At 69.7% G+C, this 14,628-nt stretch carries 10 protein-coding genes; 2 read left to right on the top strand and 8 right to left on the bottom strand.

The genetic code is table 11. The annotated features are described in order from the left end of the window. Window positions 1-31: 31 nt before the first annotated feature. The 5 genes from ACNJ7K_RS26080 to dnaK all read right to left on the bottom strand — a co-directional run bounded on the left by ACNJ7K_RS26080 (window position 32) and on the right by dnaK (window position 5,845). Window positions 32-1,567 carry an FAD-binding protein gene (locus tag ACNJ7K_RS26080; protein ID WP_487042490.1) on the bottom strand — a complete coding sequence of 512 codons (1,536 nt, stop codon included), beginning with the start codon at window positions 1,565-1,567 and terminating at the stop codon, window positions 32-34. Between the two features lie 177 nt (window positions 1,568-1,744). Then, entirely contained in the window at window positions 1,745-2,149 is a 405-nt protein-coding gene (locus ACNJ7K_RS26075; protein ID WP_088898854.1) for a heat shock protein transcriptional repressor HspR, read from the bottom strand. After that, window positions 2,149-3,330 carry a molecular chaperone DnaJ gene (dnaJ, locus tag ACNJ7K_RS26070; RefSeq protein ID WP_120280251.1) on the bottom strand — a complete coding sequence of 394 codons (1,182 nt, stop codon included), beginning with the start codon at window positions 3,328-3,330 and terminating at the stop codon, window positions 2,149-2,151. Before dnaJ ends, ACNJ7K_RS26075 begins: the two co-directional genes overlap by 1 nt. 32 nt (window positions 3,331-3,362) lie before the next feature. Beyond that, entirely contained in the window at window positions 3,363-4,007 is a 645-nt protein-coding gene (grpE, locus tag ACNJ7K_RS26065; RefSeq protein WP_487042489.1) for a nucleotide exchange factor GrpE, read from the bottom strand. Then, window positions 4,004-5,845 carry a molecular chaperone DnaK gene (gene dnaK / locus ACNJ7K_RS26060; protein ID WP_268654466.1) on the bottom strand — a complete coding sequence of 614 codons (1,842 nt, stop codon included), beginning with the start codon at window positions 5,843-5,845 and terminating at the stop codon, window positions 4,004-4,006. Before dnaK ends, grpE begins: the two co-directional genes overlap by 4 nt. A 388-nt stretch (window positions 5,846-6,233) precedes the next feature. On the opposite strand from dnaK, the gene ACNJ7K_RS26055 reads away from it, so the two are divergent. After that, entirely contained in the window at window positions 6,234-7,142 is a 909-nt protein-coding gene (locus ACNJ7K_RS26055) for a hypothetical protein (protein WP_268654468.1), read from the top strand. A gap of 55 nt (window positions 7,143-7,197) precedes the next feature. Here ACNJ7K_RS26055 and ACNJ7K_RS26050 read toward each other — a convergent pair whose 3' ends face one another. From ACNJ7K_RS26050 to ACNJ7K_RS26040, 3 genes are all read right to left on the bottom strand, one after another. Next, on the bottom strand, window positions 7,198-8,664 hold the full coding sequence (locus ACNJ7K_RS26050) for a dynamin family protein (protein ID WP_487042488.1): 1,467 nt from the start codon (window positions 8,662-8,664) through the stop codon (window positions 7,198-7,200). Then, window positions 8,661-10,478: a dynamin family protein gene (locus ACNJ7K_RS26045; protein WP_159419131.1), complete on the bottom strand. Its 1,818-nt coding sequence runs from the start codon at window positions 10,476-10,478 to the stop codon at window positions 8,661-8,663. Before ACNJ7K_RS26045 ends, ACNJ7K_RS26050 begins: the two co-directional genes overlap by 4 nt. A 70-nt stretch (window positions 10,479-10,548) precedes the next feature. Further along, a complete protein-coding gene (locus tag ACNJ7K_RS26040) occupies window positions 10,549-12,537 on the bottom strand; it encodes an IniB N-terminal domain-containing protein (protein WP_487042487.1) in 1,989 nt (662 codons plus the stop codon). Window positions 12,538-12,802: 265 nt separating this feature from the next. Here ACNJ7K_RS26040 and ACNJ7K_RS26035 point away from each other — a divergent pair, with 265 nt between their 5' ends. After that, a complete protein-coding gene (locus ACNJ7K_RS26035; RefSeq protein WP_225623623.1) occupies window positions 12,803-14,623 on the top strand; it encodes an Hsp70 family protein in 1,821 nt (606 codons plus the stop codon). The last annotated feature ends 5 nt before the right edge of the window (window positions 14,624-14,628 follow it).

The raw sequence follows: 14,628 nt of genomic DNA, 5'->3' as shown, positions 1-14,628 counted from the left end.
CGTATCCTCCCGGGCCCGGTTCGTTTGTGTGTCAGCGGGTGGCCGCGTCCATCACGGACAGGTGCGCGAACAGCGCGCTCGTGCCGATCGGATTACCGCCGCCGGGGTAGACGGTGCCGCTCGGTGCGGCCATCGTGTTGCCCGCCGCGTACAGGCCGGGGATCGGAGCGCCCTCGCTGTCGAGCACGCGCCCGACGGTGTCGGTCCGCAGACCGCCCTTGGTGCCGAGGTCGGAGATGCCGAACTGCGCCGCGTGGAAGGGTCCCTGTTCGATGGGGACCAGTGCGGAACCACCGCCGGTGAAGGCGAGATCGTAAGGTTCGTCCCCGCGACCGAAGTCCTCGTCGACTCCCTTCGCGGCCAACTCGTTCCACCGCGCAACGGTCGCCTTCAGGGCTTCGGCGGGCACACCGATCTGCTCGGCGAGTTCCTCGAGGGTGTCGGCGGTCTTCCACAGTCCCGCGTCGACGTACTTCTCGGTCTCGACGAGAGGCACGTTCGTCGCCCCGACCGGCGGGACCTCACCGCTCCGGTCGTCGTAGATCATCCAGAACGGCAACGTCATCTCGCCGCGCTCCATGCGGGCGATGACGTCGCGGCCCAGACGGTCGTAGGGCGCGTACTCGTTGGTGAACCGCGCACCGTCCTGGTCGACGAAGATGCCTCCGGTGAAGCACAGCGCGAACGCCGAACGTCCGTCCGGATGGGTCAGACCCGGCGACCACCAGGCCTCACCCATCAGGTCGACATCGGCGCCCACGGCGATACCCGCCTGGTGTGCCTTGCCCAGATTCGACCACGGACCCATGGAATCCCGTGCGGCGCCCGGAACGCCGTACTTGCTGCGCATCTCGTCGTTCTGATCGAAACCGCCGGCGGCGAGGACGACGCCCTTGCGCGCGCGGATCGTCCGTCGCTCACCGTTGTTCTCGACGATCGCGCCCACCACCACACCGTCTTCGACGATCAGTTCCTCGAGCGGAGTGTTCCGGTACAGCTGAACGTTCGGGTACTTGCGCATGGCGATGAGGAAGCGACCGATGAGGGCACGGCCGCCGATCAGCATGTCGGGAAGCGGGTCCCCGTTGCGTTCACGGCCCAGCGGCCCGCGGATCGACTCGTTGAGTTCGGGATCGCCGGCGATGGGCAGGGGCGACGGGACGATGTGACGGCCATCGGCCCGGGCCTTGGGAGCCTTGCCGAAGTAGTCGGGCCACGGGTAGACCATGAACTCGAGGTCGTCGTCCGATTCGAGATAGTCGATCAGCGGCGCACCTCCGCGGACGTAGGCCTCCTGCAGTTCACGAGGCGTTCGATCACCGACGACCGCGTGGTAATAGGTCAGCGCGTCCTCGATGGTGTCGTCGTCACCGGCACGCTGCAGGACCGCGTTGGTAGGAAACCAGACGCCCCCGCCCCCGGAGTACGCCGTGGTGCCGCCGAAGTACTCGGACGCCTCGACGAGGATCACCGAGAGTCCCTCGCGCGCGGCGGTGTACGCACCGCAGGCACCTCCGGCTCCCGATCCGACCACGAGGACGTCGCATTCTTCCGCCCACTCCGCCATGACTGTTGCCTTCCGTCGACCGTTCGTGTGGAACACGCCACACTAGGCAGATTGCGGAGGGTCGCGACACGAATATCTCGCTGTACGGGAGGAATTGTCCGCTCGGGCGCGCTCGACCGCGGTGCGGTCAGTCGCGCTCGACCGCGGTGCGGTCAGTCGCGCTCGACCGCGGTGCGGTCAGTCCCGCCGGTTGCGCGGCTTCCACACCACGAGGGCGTTGCTGCGCGGAATGGGCACCAGATCGCCGCGTGTCGAACGCAACTGGGCGACCTCGGCGTGGAGTTCGGCGACGCGCTGCTGCAGCGCCTCGACCTGGTTGGTCAGCTCTATGATCCGTTTGATCCCGGCGAGGTTGACACCTTCGTCCTGGGAGAGGCGCTGCACTTCGCGCAGCAGTTCGACGTCGCGCGGCGAGTACCGGCGGCCGCCGCCGCTGGTGCGGTGCGGGGTGACGAGTCCGAGCCGGTCGTAGTTACGCAGCGTCTGCGCATGCATCCCGGCGAGTTCTGCCGCCACCGAGATGACGTAGACGCGCGCATCGGGGTCCGGTGACAGATCCCGTGGCATTCTCGTCTCGCTCATCACGCACCTGCCCATCCCTCTCGAGGATCGAAACCGCTAGCCTCTTCTGCACGAAGATAGTTGTGCAGCGCTTCCGTCGCCTTCTCGTCGAGATTCTGCGGGATCGCGACCTTCACCGTGACGAGAAGATCACCGGCGCCGCCCCCGCGCTTGGGGACGCCTCGTCCGCGGACCCGCAGGACCCGGCCGTCGGCCGTTCCCGGCGGGATCTTCAGCCCGACGCGGCCGTCGAGGGTCGGCACCGAGACGGTGCCACCGAGGACGAGTTCGCCGTAGCTGACGGGCAGCACGAGGGTCAGGTCGTCGCCCTCACGACCGAACACGCGGTCGGGGCGCACGTGCACCGTCACGAACAGGTCGCCGGACGGGGCGCCGCGCAGACCGGCCTCGCCCTGACCGGCGAGGCGGATACGCGAACCGTCCTTGATGCCTGCGGGAACCCGCACGGTGATGGTGCGGGTGCGGTTCTGCACGCCGGTACCGCGGCAGTCGCTGCAGGGGTTGTCGATGATCGATCCGCTGCCCCGGCAGTCGTCGCAGGGTTCCGAGAATCCGAACGCGCCCTGGTTGCGGGAGACCACACCGCTTCCGTTGCAGTTCGGGCAGACCCGCGGGCTCGTTCCCGGCTGGGCACCGCTGCCGTGGCAGGTGGTGCACGGCGCCGGGCTGGTCATCCGCAGGGGAACCGTGACGCCCTGGACGGCGTCGCGGAAGTCGAGCGTCGTCTCGGTCTCGACATCGGACCCGCGGCGCGGACGCGAACGGCCGGCGGTGGAAGCGGTGCCGCCACCGGCGCGGGTGAACAGACCGCCGAACAGGTCGCCGAGACCACCGTCGCCGCCGCCACCGCCGAACAGGTCGCCGATGTCGAAGGTCGCTCCGGTACCAGCTGTGAAACCGCCGGCGCCGGGTCGGAAGCCACCGCCGCCGGGGAAACCACCGGAGGCGAACATGCGCCGGGTCTCGTCGTATTCCTTGCGCTTGGCAGGATCCGACAGGACGGCGTTGGCCTCGCTGACGGCCTTGAAGCGCTCTTCGGCCTTCTCGTCACCGTGGTTGGCATCGGGATGCAGGTCCCGCGCCAGTTTCCGGTAGGCCTTCTTGATCTCGTCCTGCGTTGCGTCGGGGGAGACGCCCAGGTCCTTGTAGAAGTCCTTCTCGATCCACTCCCGCTGGCTCACCGGGCGCCTCCTCCTCTCGCGTTTTCTTGTTCTTACTCTGTGCCCGGCTCCGCCGACGGCGCGTTGCCCGGCGTGTCCGCCGGATCGCCGTCGGTCACCGTCACCATCGCGTGCCGCAGGATGCGGTCGCCGAAGCGGTAACCCTTGCGGAGCACCGTCCCGAGCACCGGGTGGTGACCGTCGCCTTCCATCTGAACCGCCTCGTGCAGTTCGGGATCGAAGGTGTCGCCTTCCTCGCCGAACGCGACGAGGCCGAGGCTGTCGAACACGCCGGTCAGCTTGTCGGACAGCGCCTTCAGCGGACCCGTCTCCAGGTCGCCGTGGGCGCGAGCCCGGTCGAGGTCGTCGAGGACGTCGAGGAACCTCGCCGCGACGGAGGCCTTGGCCTCCTCCGCGATCGCCGTGCGCTGCGCCTCGGCGCGGCGACGGTAGTTCGCGTACTCCGCGGTCACGCGCTGCAGGTCGGCGGTGCGCTCGGCGAGTTCCTTCGCCTCCTGCGACTGCCCTTCGGTCTGCTCGGCCTTCTCGGTGTCACCCTCCGCAGGAACCGACTCGATCACCTCGCCCTCCTCGGCGCGCGGCTCCTCGGTGGAGTCGCGCACCTCGAAGGTCTCGGGGTCGATCCGTCGCTTGTCGGTGACGGTCACCGGTTCCTGCTCGGGCTTGTCGGCACTCACTTCTTCTCCGAATCGCTCGGCTCGTCGACGACCTCGGCGTCGACGACGTCGTCGGCACCTGCGGCCGTGCCGTCACCGGCAGCGGCACCCTCGGCGCCCTGCGCCTCGTAGATGGCCTGGCCGAGGGCCTGCGACTCGGTCGCGAGCTTCTCGACGGCGGCCTTGACCGCGTTGATGTCGGAGCCGGAGAGGGCGTCGTTGGCCTCCTTGATGGCAGCCTCGACCTTCTCCTTGACGTCGGCCGGAACCTTGTCCTCGTTCTCCTTGATGAACTTCTCGGTCTGGTGCACGAGCGACTCGGCCTGGTTGCGGACCTCGGCCTCCTCGCGACGCTTGCGGTCCTCCTCGGCGTGTGCCTCGGCGTCCTTGACCATCCGGTCGATCTCTTCCTGGGAGAGGCCGGAGCCCTCCTGGATCCTGATCGTGTTCTCCTTGCCGGTGCCCTTGTCGCGGGCGGTGACGTGGACGATGCCGTTGGCGTCGATGTCGAAGGTCACCTCGATCTGCGGGACACCGCGCGGAGCCGGCGCGATGCCGCCGAGCTCGAACGAGCCGAGCAGCTTGTTGTGCGCCGCGATCTCACGCTCGCCCTGGAAGACCTGGATCTGCACCGACGGCTGGTTGTCGTCGGCGGTGGTGAAGGTCTCCGACCGCTTGGTGGGGATCGTGGTGTTGCGCTCGATGAGCTTGGTCATCACGCCGCCCTTGGTCTCGATACCCAGCGACAGCGGGGTGACGTCGAGCAGCAGCACGTCCTTGACCTCGCCCTTGAGGACGCCGGCCTGCAGGGCTGCACCCACGGCGACGACCTCGTCGGGGTTCACACCCTTGTTGGGCTCGCGGCCACCGGTGAGCTCACGCACCAGGTCGGTGACGGCGGGCATACGGGTCGAGCCGCCGACCAGCACGACGTGGTCGATGTCGCCGACGGAGATGCCGGCGTCCTTGACGACCTGCTGGAACGGAGCGCGGGTGCGCTCGAGGAGGTCGCCGGTGATCTTCTGGAACTCCGAGCGGGACAGCTGCTCGTCGAGGAACAGCGGGTTCTTGTCCGCGTCGACGGTGATGTAGGGCAGGTTGATCGAGGTCGACTGCGAGGACGACAGCTCGATCTTGGCCTTCTCGGCAGCCTCACGCAGACGCTGCAGGGCCATCTTGTCCTTGGTCAGGTCGACGCCGTGCTGCGCCTTGAACTTGTCGACGAGCCAGTTGACGATGCGCTCGTCCCAGTCGTCGCCACCGAGGTGGTTGTCGCCGGAGGTCGCGCGGACCTCGACGACGCCGTCGCCGATCTCGAGGAGGGAGACGTCGAAGGTGCCGCCACCGAGGTCGAAGACCAGGATGGTCTGCTCCTTCTCGCCCTTGTCGAGGCCGTAGGCGAGGGCAGCCGCGGTGGGCTCGTTGACGATGCGCAGGACGTTGAGGCCGGCGATGGTGCCGGCTTCCTTCGTAGCCTGACGCTGTGCGTCGTTGAAGTACGCCGGGACGGTGATGACCGCGTCGGTGATGTCCTCACCGAGGTAGGCCTCGGCGTCGCGCTTGAGCTTCATCAGCGTGCGGGCGCTGATCTCCTGCGGCGTGTACTTCTTGTCGTCGATGGCCACGGTCCAGTCCGTGCCGATGTGGCGCTTGACCGAACGGATGGTGCGGTCGACGTTGGTGACCGCCTGGTTCTTGGCGGGCTGGCCCACCAGAACCTCACCGTTCTTCGCGAATGCGACGACGGACGGGGTGGTGCGCGACCCCTCGGCGTTGGCGACCACAACGGGCTCGCCGCCTTCCAGAACGGAAACGACCGAGTTGGTGGTTCCGAGGTCGATGCCGACCGCACGAGCCATAATTTTCCTCCAATGTTCCTGCCGCGACGCGTGCGCGCCGCGAAAACGTTCCATGCCCGACCTGAGCCTGTTCGGCTCAGGTGAGCGCGGTCGACTCAAGCCTGCACCCGAGCGGTCCACGCCGTCAAGTGAAGTTGAGTCTCATGCGCTCAAGTTGTCTGACTCATCCAACGGCAGGTCGTGGGGATTTGTTCCGGGAGTGGCACACATCACTCCTCCGGATTGCATCGGCTCGCTTCGGGGACGGATACACGACGTCGGCAAGGCGCCTCTGTCCGCACCGGTGCGCAGGGACGGGTTGTCCACAGGGGCCGCGTCGATCCACAGATCGGCAGGTCGAGGGCTTCGATGCTCCGGGTCCGTCGTCGCCGTACACGACCCTCGCTGCATGAACGAACCGAACTTCCTTCTGCGCTCCGACCTGCTGGCCGGCGGGACGACCTCCGACGAGATCCGTCAGGCCGTCCGCTCGGGACGACTGCGGAACATCACCCGCGGTGTGTACGTCGACGGTGGCGTGGACGTCGACGCGCTCACCCTGCACCATGCGCGCGTACTGGCGCGACGGGGACGGACCACCCCGGACGCCGTCGTCAGCCATGTCTCCGCTGCAGTGCTGCACGGCCTGCCTCTCTGGAACGTCGACCTCTCCCCCGTCCACATCAGCCGCGACCGGTCGAGTGGACGTCGCACCCCGACCCTCCATGTACACAAGTGCGCCTATCAACCCGAGGAGGTCTGCGTCGTCTCGGGTCTGCGCACCACGACCGTCGCGCAGACCGTTGTCGACCTGGCACGAACGCTGCCGGCAGACTCGGCGGTGATCGCCGGCGACGCGGCGCTGCGGGCACATCCCGATATCGCACCCCTACTTCTCGATGCGCTGGCATCTTCGGGGATGCGGCACGGGATCGCTGCCGCCCGGCGGATCGTTGCCTTCCTCGACGGTCGCAGTGAAAGTCCCGGCGAGTCGCTCAGCCGACTACGGATCCGGTCTACGGGGCTACCGACACCGAAGCTGCAGTACGAGCTGCGGACCCCTTCCGGAGCATTCGTCGCTCGTCCCGACTTCCTCTGGGACGACGAAGGTGTGGTCGGGGAATTCGACGGACGGAGCAAGTACGGTTCGGACGAACCCGGCGCGACGGCCGAGACCGTCCACCGCGAGAAACTGCGGGAGGACGCGATCCGAGCCCTGGGCTTCGAGGTCGTGCGGTGGACGTGGGCGGATCTGTTCCGCTTCGAGGCCGTCCACGCCCGTCTGCTGCGCGCCGCCGGCAGAGCCCGTCGACGTTGATTGCACGATTCGGGGACGGATGCTCGATGACGACACCGAGCATCCGTCCCCGCGCTTACGCTGACCGCGCGTCGTTCGCCGCGACCAGCCCTTCCGCACTACGCGCCGCCACCACTGCAGCCTTCGCGGTGAACGGATCGAGCAGCGGATGCTCGGCGCGGGATCGCCAGTGCCGCACCGCATCGACGGCCGCCGCACGGATCTCGGCGGGCGACGCGTCGTCGGCGAGACCGAGGCGCCGGGTGGCGCCGATCCCGGACCCACCGATCACGCGATGCAGAACCTGGACCTCCTCGTCGGGCAGCGACACCGACGACGACCGCAGTCTGCCCAGCAGGCGGAGTTCGGCGAAACCGTGGTCGTCGGCCAGTTCGCGTCGCACGGCTCCCAGCAACTCGTGGTCGCCGCACGCGTGCAGGACCCGCTCGAGCGCCAGCAGCGCCGAATGGGTCTTGAGCTGATCGGCACGCTGACCGAACTGCACGTCGATGACCTGACGCAGCTCGTCGAGCCCGCTGCGCGCGACGAGTTCCGCGGCGAGGGAGGGTGAATCGCGCGCGCCGAGCTGCACGAGCAGCACCGCGGTGCGGATGCCGAACAGACCGAACCGGTCGACGAGACGCGTCCGCATCCCGGGGTCGACGGGCAGGTCGACGTCGGGCCGTGCGAAACGGTCGGCCGACAGCATCGCGACCTGCAGTTGTTCCGCCGGCACCTGTGCGAGCGCCTCGAAGGCTGCGAACTCGTTCTGCCGCAGGGTCCGTGCGGCGAGGGCGAGCAACCCGGCGACCGGCACGACCGCCTGGCACAGTCCGGTGCGTTCGAGTTCGTCGGTGAACCTCGCCGCGACCTGCTTCGCCGACATCATCGCGTCGGCACGACCGGCACCGACCTCGTCGGCACGCGACACCACCCCGACGATGCCGAGCGGACCCGATCCCCCGCCGACGTGCCGGCCGATCCGTTCGAGGAACTCGACGTCGGCGGCACCGAGCGAACGCATCAGGTAGACGACGGCGTCGGCCCCGGAGGCCGATTCCTCCGGGGTGAGCAGCGCCAGGGTCCGCGCCGACACGTCCTGCGACAGCGACGACGTGCCCGGGGTGTCGATGATGGTGGTCTGTGCCAGCGCGCTGGCCGGCCATTCGACGTCGATGAAGTCGACGTGGTCGGCGGTGAGTTCGCCGAGGTCGAAGGTCAGACGCCCGTCGGGACGCTGCACCGGCACCGGCATGCGGCGGTCCCCGTCGTACCAGGCGTTCACCGACGGCACCGGGCCGTTGCGGTACCACGTCACGACACGCGTGCACTCCGTCGCGTCGGTGGGCGCGATATCTTGTCCCACAAGCGCATTGAGCAGAGTCGACTTGCCGGCCTTGAGCGATCCGGCGAGCGCGACCCGCAACGGCTGATCGAGTCGTGCGGCGCAGTGGTCGAGCCGGTCCGCGACGGCCGGGTTCCCGCCGTACGACGCGCGGGCCCGGTCGAGCAGGTCCCGGGCGCGCGCGAGAGCCGGGGTCACGCCGACACTCCCGCGAGTTCCGCGGCGCGCTCGCGCAATCGGCTCAGTTCCGCGACCTGCGTGTCGAGTTCACCGATCCGACGGCGGCGTTCCTGTTCCTGCACGGTCGCGGCCTGACGGGTCGCTTCGAGCGACTCGTCGAGCGAACGCAGTGTCTGTTCAGCGATCTCGGTGAAGTGATCGCGCAGCTGACGCTGGATGAGGCGAAGTCGGTCCTTCGATTCCTTGCCGACCTGGAAGCTCACGTCGTCGGTGAAGGCGCGGATCGCGTTCTTCGCGTCGGCGCGGCGCTTGGCGAGCCGGACCTGCTTGTCGTCGCGATACGCCTTGGTGCCCAGGACGACTCCGGCTCCCACCGAGATCGGGTTCACCAGCGCCATCCCCATCAGGGTGGTGACGAGACCGAACATCAGCACGCCACCGTAGGAGCCTTTCATGCCGACGAGCACCTTCTGACCGATACCGATCCGGCCGGATTCGAGATCGGACAGGTTCTCGACGGGATCGAGCAGCTTCGACAGGTCGCCGAGATGCAGCGAGGGCAGGGACGCGTCGTCGAGCGCGAAGTGCTCTGCGACCCTGCCGGCGAGGATCTCGGCGCGTTCGTGCGCCCACACGAAGTTGTCGCCGACGGATTCGGCGACCTGCTCGGCAAGCCACTGCCCCAGCCGCGGCCATTCCTTGCCCGGATCGCAGTCGTCCACGGACGCTTCGGCATCGCGGGTCACCGTGCGCAACCGGTCGCGCAGGTCGTGGTCGATGTCGGCCGCGAGATCGGCGATACCGTCCGACAGCGTGATCTGCCACCGCGCCGCCCGCGTCCGCAACGCCTCGGTCGCAGCACGCGCCCGGTGCAGGTCCTCGATCGCGGCGTTTCCCGATTCGGGGTCGCGCAGGGCGGCGAGTTCGCTCTCGCGTCCGAGTGCGAGATGGTCGACGACGGTCTTCACGTCGTGTGCGACCGACAGTCGCGCCGAGTCGGCGTTGCGCGCGACCACCTGGTCGCGCAGGAAGTCGTAGATCGCGTCGAAGCCGGATTCCTGCTGCAGCGAGGCGTCTTCGGTGCGCAGGGCGTACTCGCGCAGCAGAGACGAGACGGGCAGCAGCGGCAGGTCGAGTCCGGCTCGTTGCAGGTGTTCGCGGTCGGCGTCGACGATCGCACGCCAATGCGGATACACGTCGGTCTTGGTGACGAGCACCGCCGACGCCGGGCACAACGTCTGCACCTGTCGCAGGAACGACATCTCCGGTGCGGTGAACTCCTGGCTCGCGTCCGAGACGACGAAGACCGCGTCCGCAGTGGCGAGGAGGGTCAATGTGGCTGCGGTGTGCGGGTTTCCGTGTCCGCCCACGCCCGGGGTGTCGACGAACACGAGTCCGTCGGCGAGCAGTGGGCTCGGCACGCTCACCTCGAGCCGTTCGACGTCCCGGCCGGCACTGCGCGGCGCGACCTGCTGCAGGTCGTCGAAGGGGACGGCGATGCGCGGCGCCGAGCCGGTCGGGACGAGTTCGGCGGACGGCTCCTGCCCGTGCTGCACGAGCGTGGGGACCGCGGTGGTCTCGTCGTCGCCGACAGAACACACCTCGAGGCCGAGCAGTGCGTTCACGAAGCGGCTCTTGCCCTGGTTCAGTCCGCCGACGACGACCACCCGCAGTCGCGGGTCGGAGACCTTCGTGCGGGCGGCCGTCAGCCGGTCGATGAGATCGTTGCGCCCGGCGCTGCGGGAACGCGCGATCGCGGAGTCGATCAGGTCGAGAAGCGCTCGGCGTCTCGAGGGATCGGATGAATGCTGCGTATCCGGTGAATGCTGCATGGGCTGCGTCGACTCGCCTTCCATCGGTGCGGGCTCCGGCCATTATGTCCCGGAGCCCGCACCGCTGCGGTCAGGGCAGCAGTCCGTCGAGGTCGGTGGAGTCGGCGACACCGAGCGAAGAGTCGCCACCGGTGCCGGCGAACAGGCCGCCGCCGAGACCGGAGGTCGCGGTGAGGACGCCCTCGCCGAAGAGTCCCGCAGCTCCCGAGGCGGAGCCGAAGACGTCCTCACCGACCGACGCCCAGCTCTCCGCACCGCCCGACAGGGCCGTATCGACCTGCGTGGACAGTTCGGCACCGAGGTCGGCTGCGCTCTCCAGACCGCCGGAGACACCGAGGTCGGCGGCAGCGCCCAGGTCTGCTGCACCACCGAGATCCAGCGCGCTTTCGAAGTCGGTGGCTGCACCCAGGTCGACCGACGTTCCCAGTCCACCGGCCGCGCCGATCCCCGAGTCGATCGCCGCGCCGAGGTCCGCTCCCACGTTCACTCCGGCCCCGAGTTCCGCCGCCGCGTCCAGCGCACCGTCGAGGGCATAACCCAACTGACCGGTGGCTTCGGCACCGGCATCGAGGCTGCCGCCGATCGTCGTCGCGAGCTGCGTGCCGAGATCGGCACCCGCATCGACGGGCACCGACCCTGCGGCAGTCTCGAGTGCGCTGCCGAGCTGCAGACCGAGTTCGGCGCCGGCCGAACCGCCGGTCGCGAAGGTCGAGCCGAGGACGGACGACAGATCCGTTCCGAGGCTCGTCCCCACCTGCACGGTCGAATCGACGGTCGCGCCGATACCCGTGGTGGATCCGATGGCGACGTTCAACGCCGACGACAGTTCGGTGGTCGCGGTGGTCTCGAGGCCCAGCGCGCCGCCGAGCACCCCGCCGACCAGCGTGCCGAGTTCGATGCCCGTTCCGGCCTCCGCGTCGATCTCGCCACCACCCGAGAGGACCGCGTCGAGGTCGACGCCGCCGAGCAAGCCTCCCTGCGCGCTGCTCTCGATGACGGTCCCGAGCGCGGCACCGAGATCGGCCGCAGCTCCGCCACCCGCTCCGAGCAGGGCCGAGAGGGACGCACCGAGCCCGAGGGTCGCGCCCACGCCGGCGTCGAGACCGGCGGAAAGGTCGGTTCCCAGTCCGGCCCCGAGATCGACCACACCCCCGAGGACGCCGCCCAGGCTCGTGCCGAGCGCGCCGGTCAGTTCCGTGCCCACGCCGAGAACGCCACCGAGCGTCGTGCCGAGCGCGACCCCCAGTTCGGCACCGCCGTCGAGGGCCGCGGTGAGCTCGGTCGAGAAAGCACCACCGGCATCGACGGCCGATTCCAGCAGGCCACCGAGAGCGAGCCCGATGTCGGCGCCGAGCGTCCCGCCGATACCCAGGGCTCCTTCGAGGGTGGTCGCGAGGTCGGCGCCGAGACCGCCCGATGCCTCGACGGCAGCGTCGATCGCGGCGGCGAGATCGGCGGCGGCACCGACGCCCAGGCCCAGACCGCCTTCGAGCGCCCCGGCCAGCGCACCACCGACATCCAGAGCACCCCCGACGGCGAGGTCTCCACCGAGTTCGAGACCCGCGCCGAGTGCACCACCGAGCGCAGCACCCAGGGAAGCACCGAGCTCGCCACCGGCTTCGAGTGCCGCTCCGAGCTGCGCACCGAGGTCGGCGACGATCCCGGTCTGCGCGCCGACACTCCCGCCGAGGTTCAGTCCGCCACCGAGACCCAGGCCCCCACCGAGGCCTGCACCCACACCGAGGCCCAGGCCGGCAGCGCCACCCAGGCCCACTGCTCCACCGAGACCTGCCGCTCCGCCGAGGCCGGCCGCGGCGGTACCGGCGATCGACGCTCCGACGTTCGCCGCACCGTTCAGCGCTGCGGTCAGTTCGGCGGCGGTCCCGGCGAACAGACCGCTGTCCGCAACGAGCGGGGCGACGGCGACGATGTCGGCGTGGCACACGTCGTCCAGTCCGGCTTCGGCGAGGACGGCCTCGGGGTTGCTGCAGTACCGGGCGAGTTCCTTCTCGTCGCGGAACAGGCCGAGGATGAAGTCGAGTACGGCGTTGGTGGCCATCACGTGTCTCCTGAGTCGTCGGGATCTGGGAACGACGCTACGAATCCGCGGGTCATGGGCACAGGGGGTGCGGCCCCCTGTCTGCCGTCGCCCGTTAGGGGATCGGGGTGCGGGGGCATCGGGGCCGTTAGGGGATCGTCCCCACGATCGGGCAGGTGGGCGGTGTGGGAGCTAACAGGTCACGGGGTGGGAACGACAGGCTCATCGAGACCGAACGATGGAACGAGAACGCGGACCGATGTCCGCCCAGAACCCGGGAGCGTGCATGTACTCAGGACTCGGCGTCACGATCGGGGCGGCCAACTCGGTGGCCCTCACCGTGCTCGACCAGCCCCGATCCGGCGATCCCAGCGTTCTGTCGATTCCTACCGAACTCCACCTCCCCGAGGGCGGGGCCCCCGTCCTCGGCGCCGGTGCCCCGATCCCCGGCACGCAGGTGTTCTCCGGCTATGCGGCCCGGGTCGGCGATCCGGTCGGCATCCTCGCCGACGACGGCTCCACCTACCTCGGTGAGGATCTCGTCGCGTCGACCGTGGCCTGCCTGCAGTACCGCACCGGTACCTCCGATGTGCCGACGATGCTGGCGCATCCCGCCGCGTGGTCGGCGCACACCGTCGAGGCCCTGCAGGCGGCACTCGTCCGCGCCGAAGTGACCGCACGGACGATCCCCGAACCGATCGCGGCGGTGCGCTGGCTCGACGCCATCCACGGGCCGCTGGGCGACGACGTGACGGTGGTCTACGACCTCGGTGCGCGCTGCCTCGACGTCGCCGTCGTGCAGGGCGGCGCCCACCCGACGCTGCTGGGCCGACCGCTGAGCAGCGACGACGTCTCCGGCGATCACCTCGACCACCTCGTCACCACCTATCTGCTGGGAACGCTCGGTGAGGACGCAGCCGGCCTCGATCCGTTCGATTCCGAGACCGTCACGGCACTCGCCGACTTCCGCTCCCGGTGCCGCGCGGCGAAGGAAGCGCTGTCCAGCGACACCGAGACGGTGGTGCCGGTCGCGCTGCCCGGCCTGCACCGCGACCTGCGTCTGGTGCGCAGCGAGTTCGAGGAACTCGCCCGGGAACCGCTCGAGGCGTCACTCGCCGTGGTGCAGGACGCGATCCGCGGGGCCGGGCTCGATCGTTCGGACATCGGACGCGTGCTGTTGATCGGTGGTGGCTCGTCCACCCCGCTCGTCGCCGAACTGATCTCGTCGGAGCTGGGTCTGCCGATCGTCTCGTCGGCGCGACCGGCCTTCACCGCCGCGCACGGAGCCGCGCTCGCAGCGGCCGAGGCAGGTGCCGCAACTGTGGCTGCCCCGGTGGCGCCTCCTGCACCTGCCGTCGACGACGAGCCCGAGACCGTCGCGCTGCCGGTGGTGTCCGCCGCGGAGGCGCAGCCGGTCGCTGCCGCGCACCGGCCGGCGGTCGTCGACACCGCGACCGGCACCCCTGCACGCGCCCGTGCCCGTTCGTTCACGCTGGTGGGTGCCGCTGTCGCTGCCGTCGTCGTCCTCGCCGGTGGCGGACTGGCGATCGGCACCCTGTCGTCGGAGGCCGAGACGCCCGGTTCGGAGGTACGTCCGTCGAGCGAAGTCGTGGCCGGGAACCCGACGACCACCGAGAGCGTCCCCGGTACGGCCGTCCCCGGCACGACCGGCGCGCAGCCGTCCGAGTCGGGAACCGTCGTCCCGGTCCGGGTGCAAGGTCCGGACGGGACCGTGACCGCTGTCCCGGCCGCCGCGACGCCCGCTTCCGGTGCCGCACCCACCGGCGCTGTACCTGCACCGGACCCGACCGCACCTGCGCCGGCGACACCCGGGGAGACCACGCAGGCACCCCAGCCGGCACCGCAACCCGCTCCCGCCCCGGCCCCGGCGCCCGCTCCTCAGCCGGCCCCGCAACCGACCGCGCCGAGCACGGGTGGCAGCGGCGTCGGCGACGCCCTGTCGGGTGCAGGCCAAGGTGCGGGCGCGGTCGTCGAGGGTGTCGGCAACGGCGTGGGCCGGGTGCTCGACGGCACCGGCAACGTGGTCGGTGGTGTCCTCGACGGCACGGGGCAGGTCGTCGGCGGACTGCTCGGAACCGAGCGCTGACCGAT

The sequence above is a fragment of the Rhodococcus shunpengi genome (assembly GCF_048381395.1).
Lineage (GTDB): Bacteria > Actinomycetota > Actinomycetes > Mycobacteriales > Mycobacteriaceae > Rhodococcus.
This window is presented reverse-complemented; position numbering and strand designations above follow the sequence as displayed.

What these genes read in the sequence shown, in the direction of transcription:
- ACNJ7K_RS26075 (WP_088898854.1), bottom strand. Translation starts at nt 2,149, where the DNA reads ATGAGCGAGACGAGAATGCCACGGGATCTGTCACCGGACCCCGATGCG.
- ACNJ7K_RS26040 (WP_487042487.1), bottom strand. Translation starts at nt 12,537, where the DNA reads ATGGCCACCAACGCCGTACTCGACTTCATCCTCGGCCTGTTCCGCGAC.
- ACNJ7K_RS26055 (WP_268654468.1), top strand. Translation starts at nt 6,234, where the DNA reads ATGAACGAACCGAACTTCCTTCTGCGCTCCGACCTGCTGGCCGGCGGG.
- dnaK (WP_268654466.1), bottom strand. Translation starts at nt 5,845, where the DNA reads ATGGCTCGTGCGGTCGGCATCGACCTCGGAACCACCAACTCGGTCGTT.
- ACNJ7K_RS26080 (WP_487042490.1), bottom strand. Translation starts at nt 1,567, where the DNA reads ATGGCGGAGTGGGCGGAAGAATGCGACGTCCTCGTGGTCGGATCGGGA.
- ACNJ7K_RS26035 (WP_225623623.1), top strand. Translation starts at nt 12,803, where the DNA reads ATGTACTCAGGACTCGGCGTCACGATCGGGGCGGCCAACTCGGTGGCC.
- ACNJ7K_RS26045 (WP_159419131.1), bottom strand. Translation starts at nt 10,478, where the DNA reads ATGCAGCATTCACCGGATACGCAGCATTCATCCGATCCCTCGAGACGC.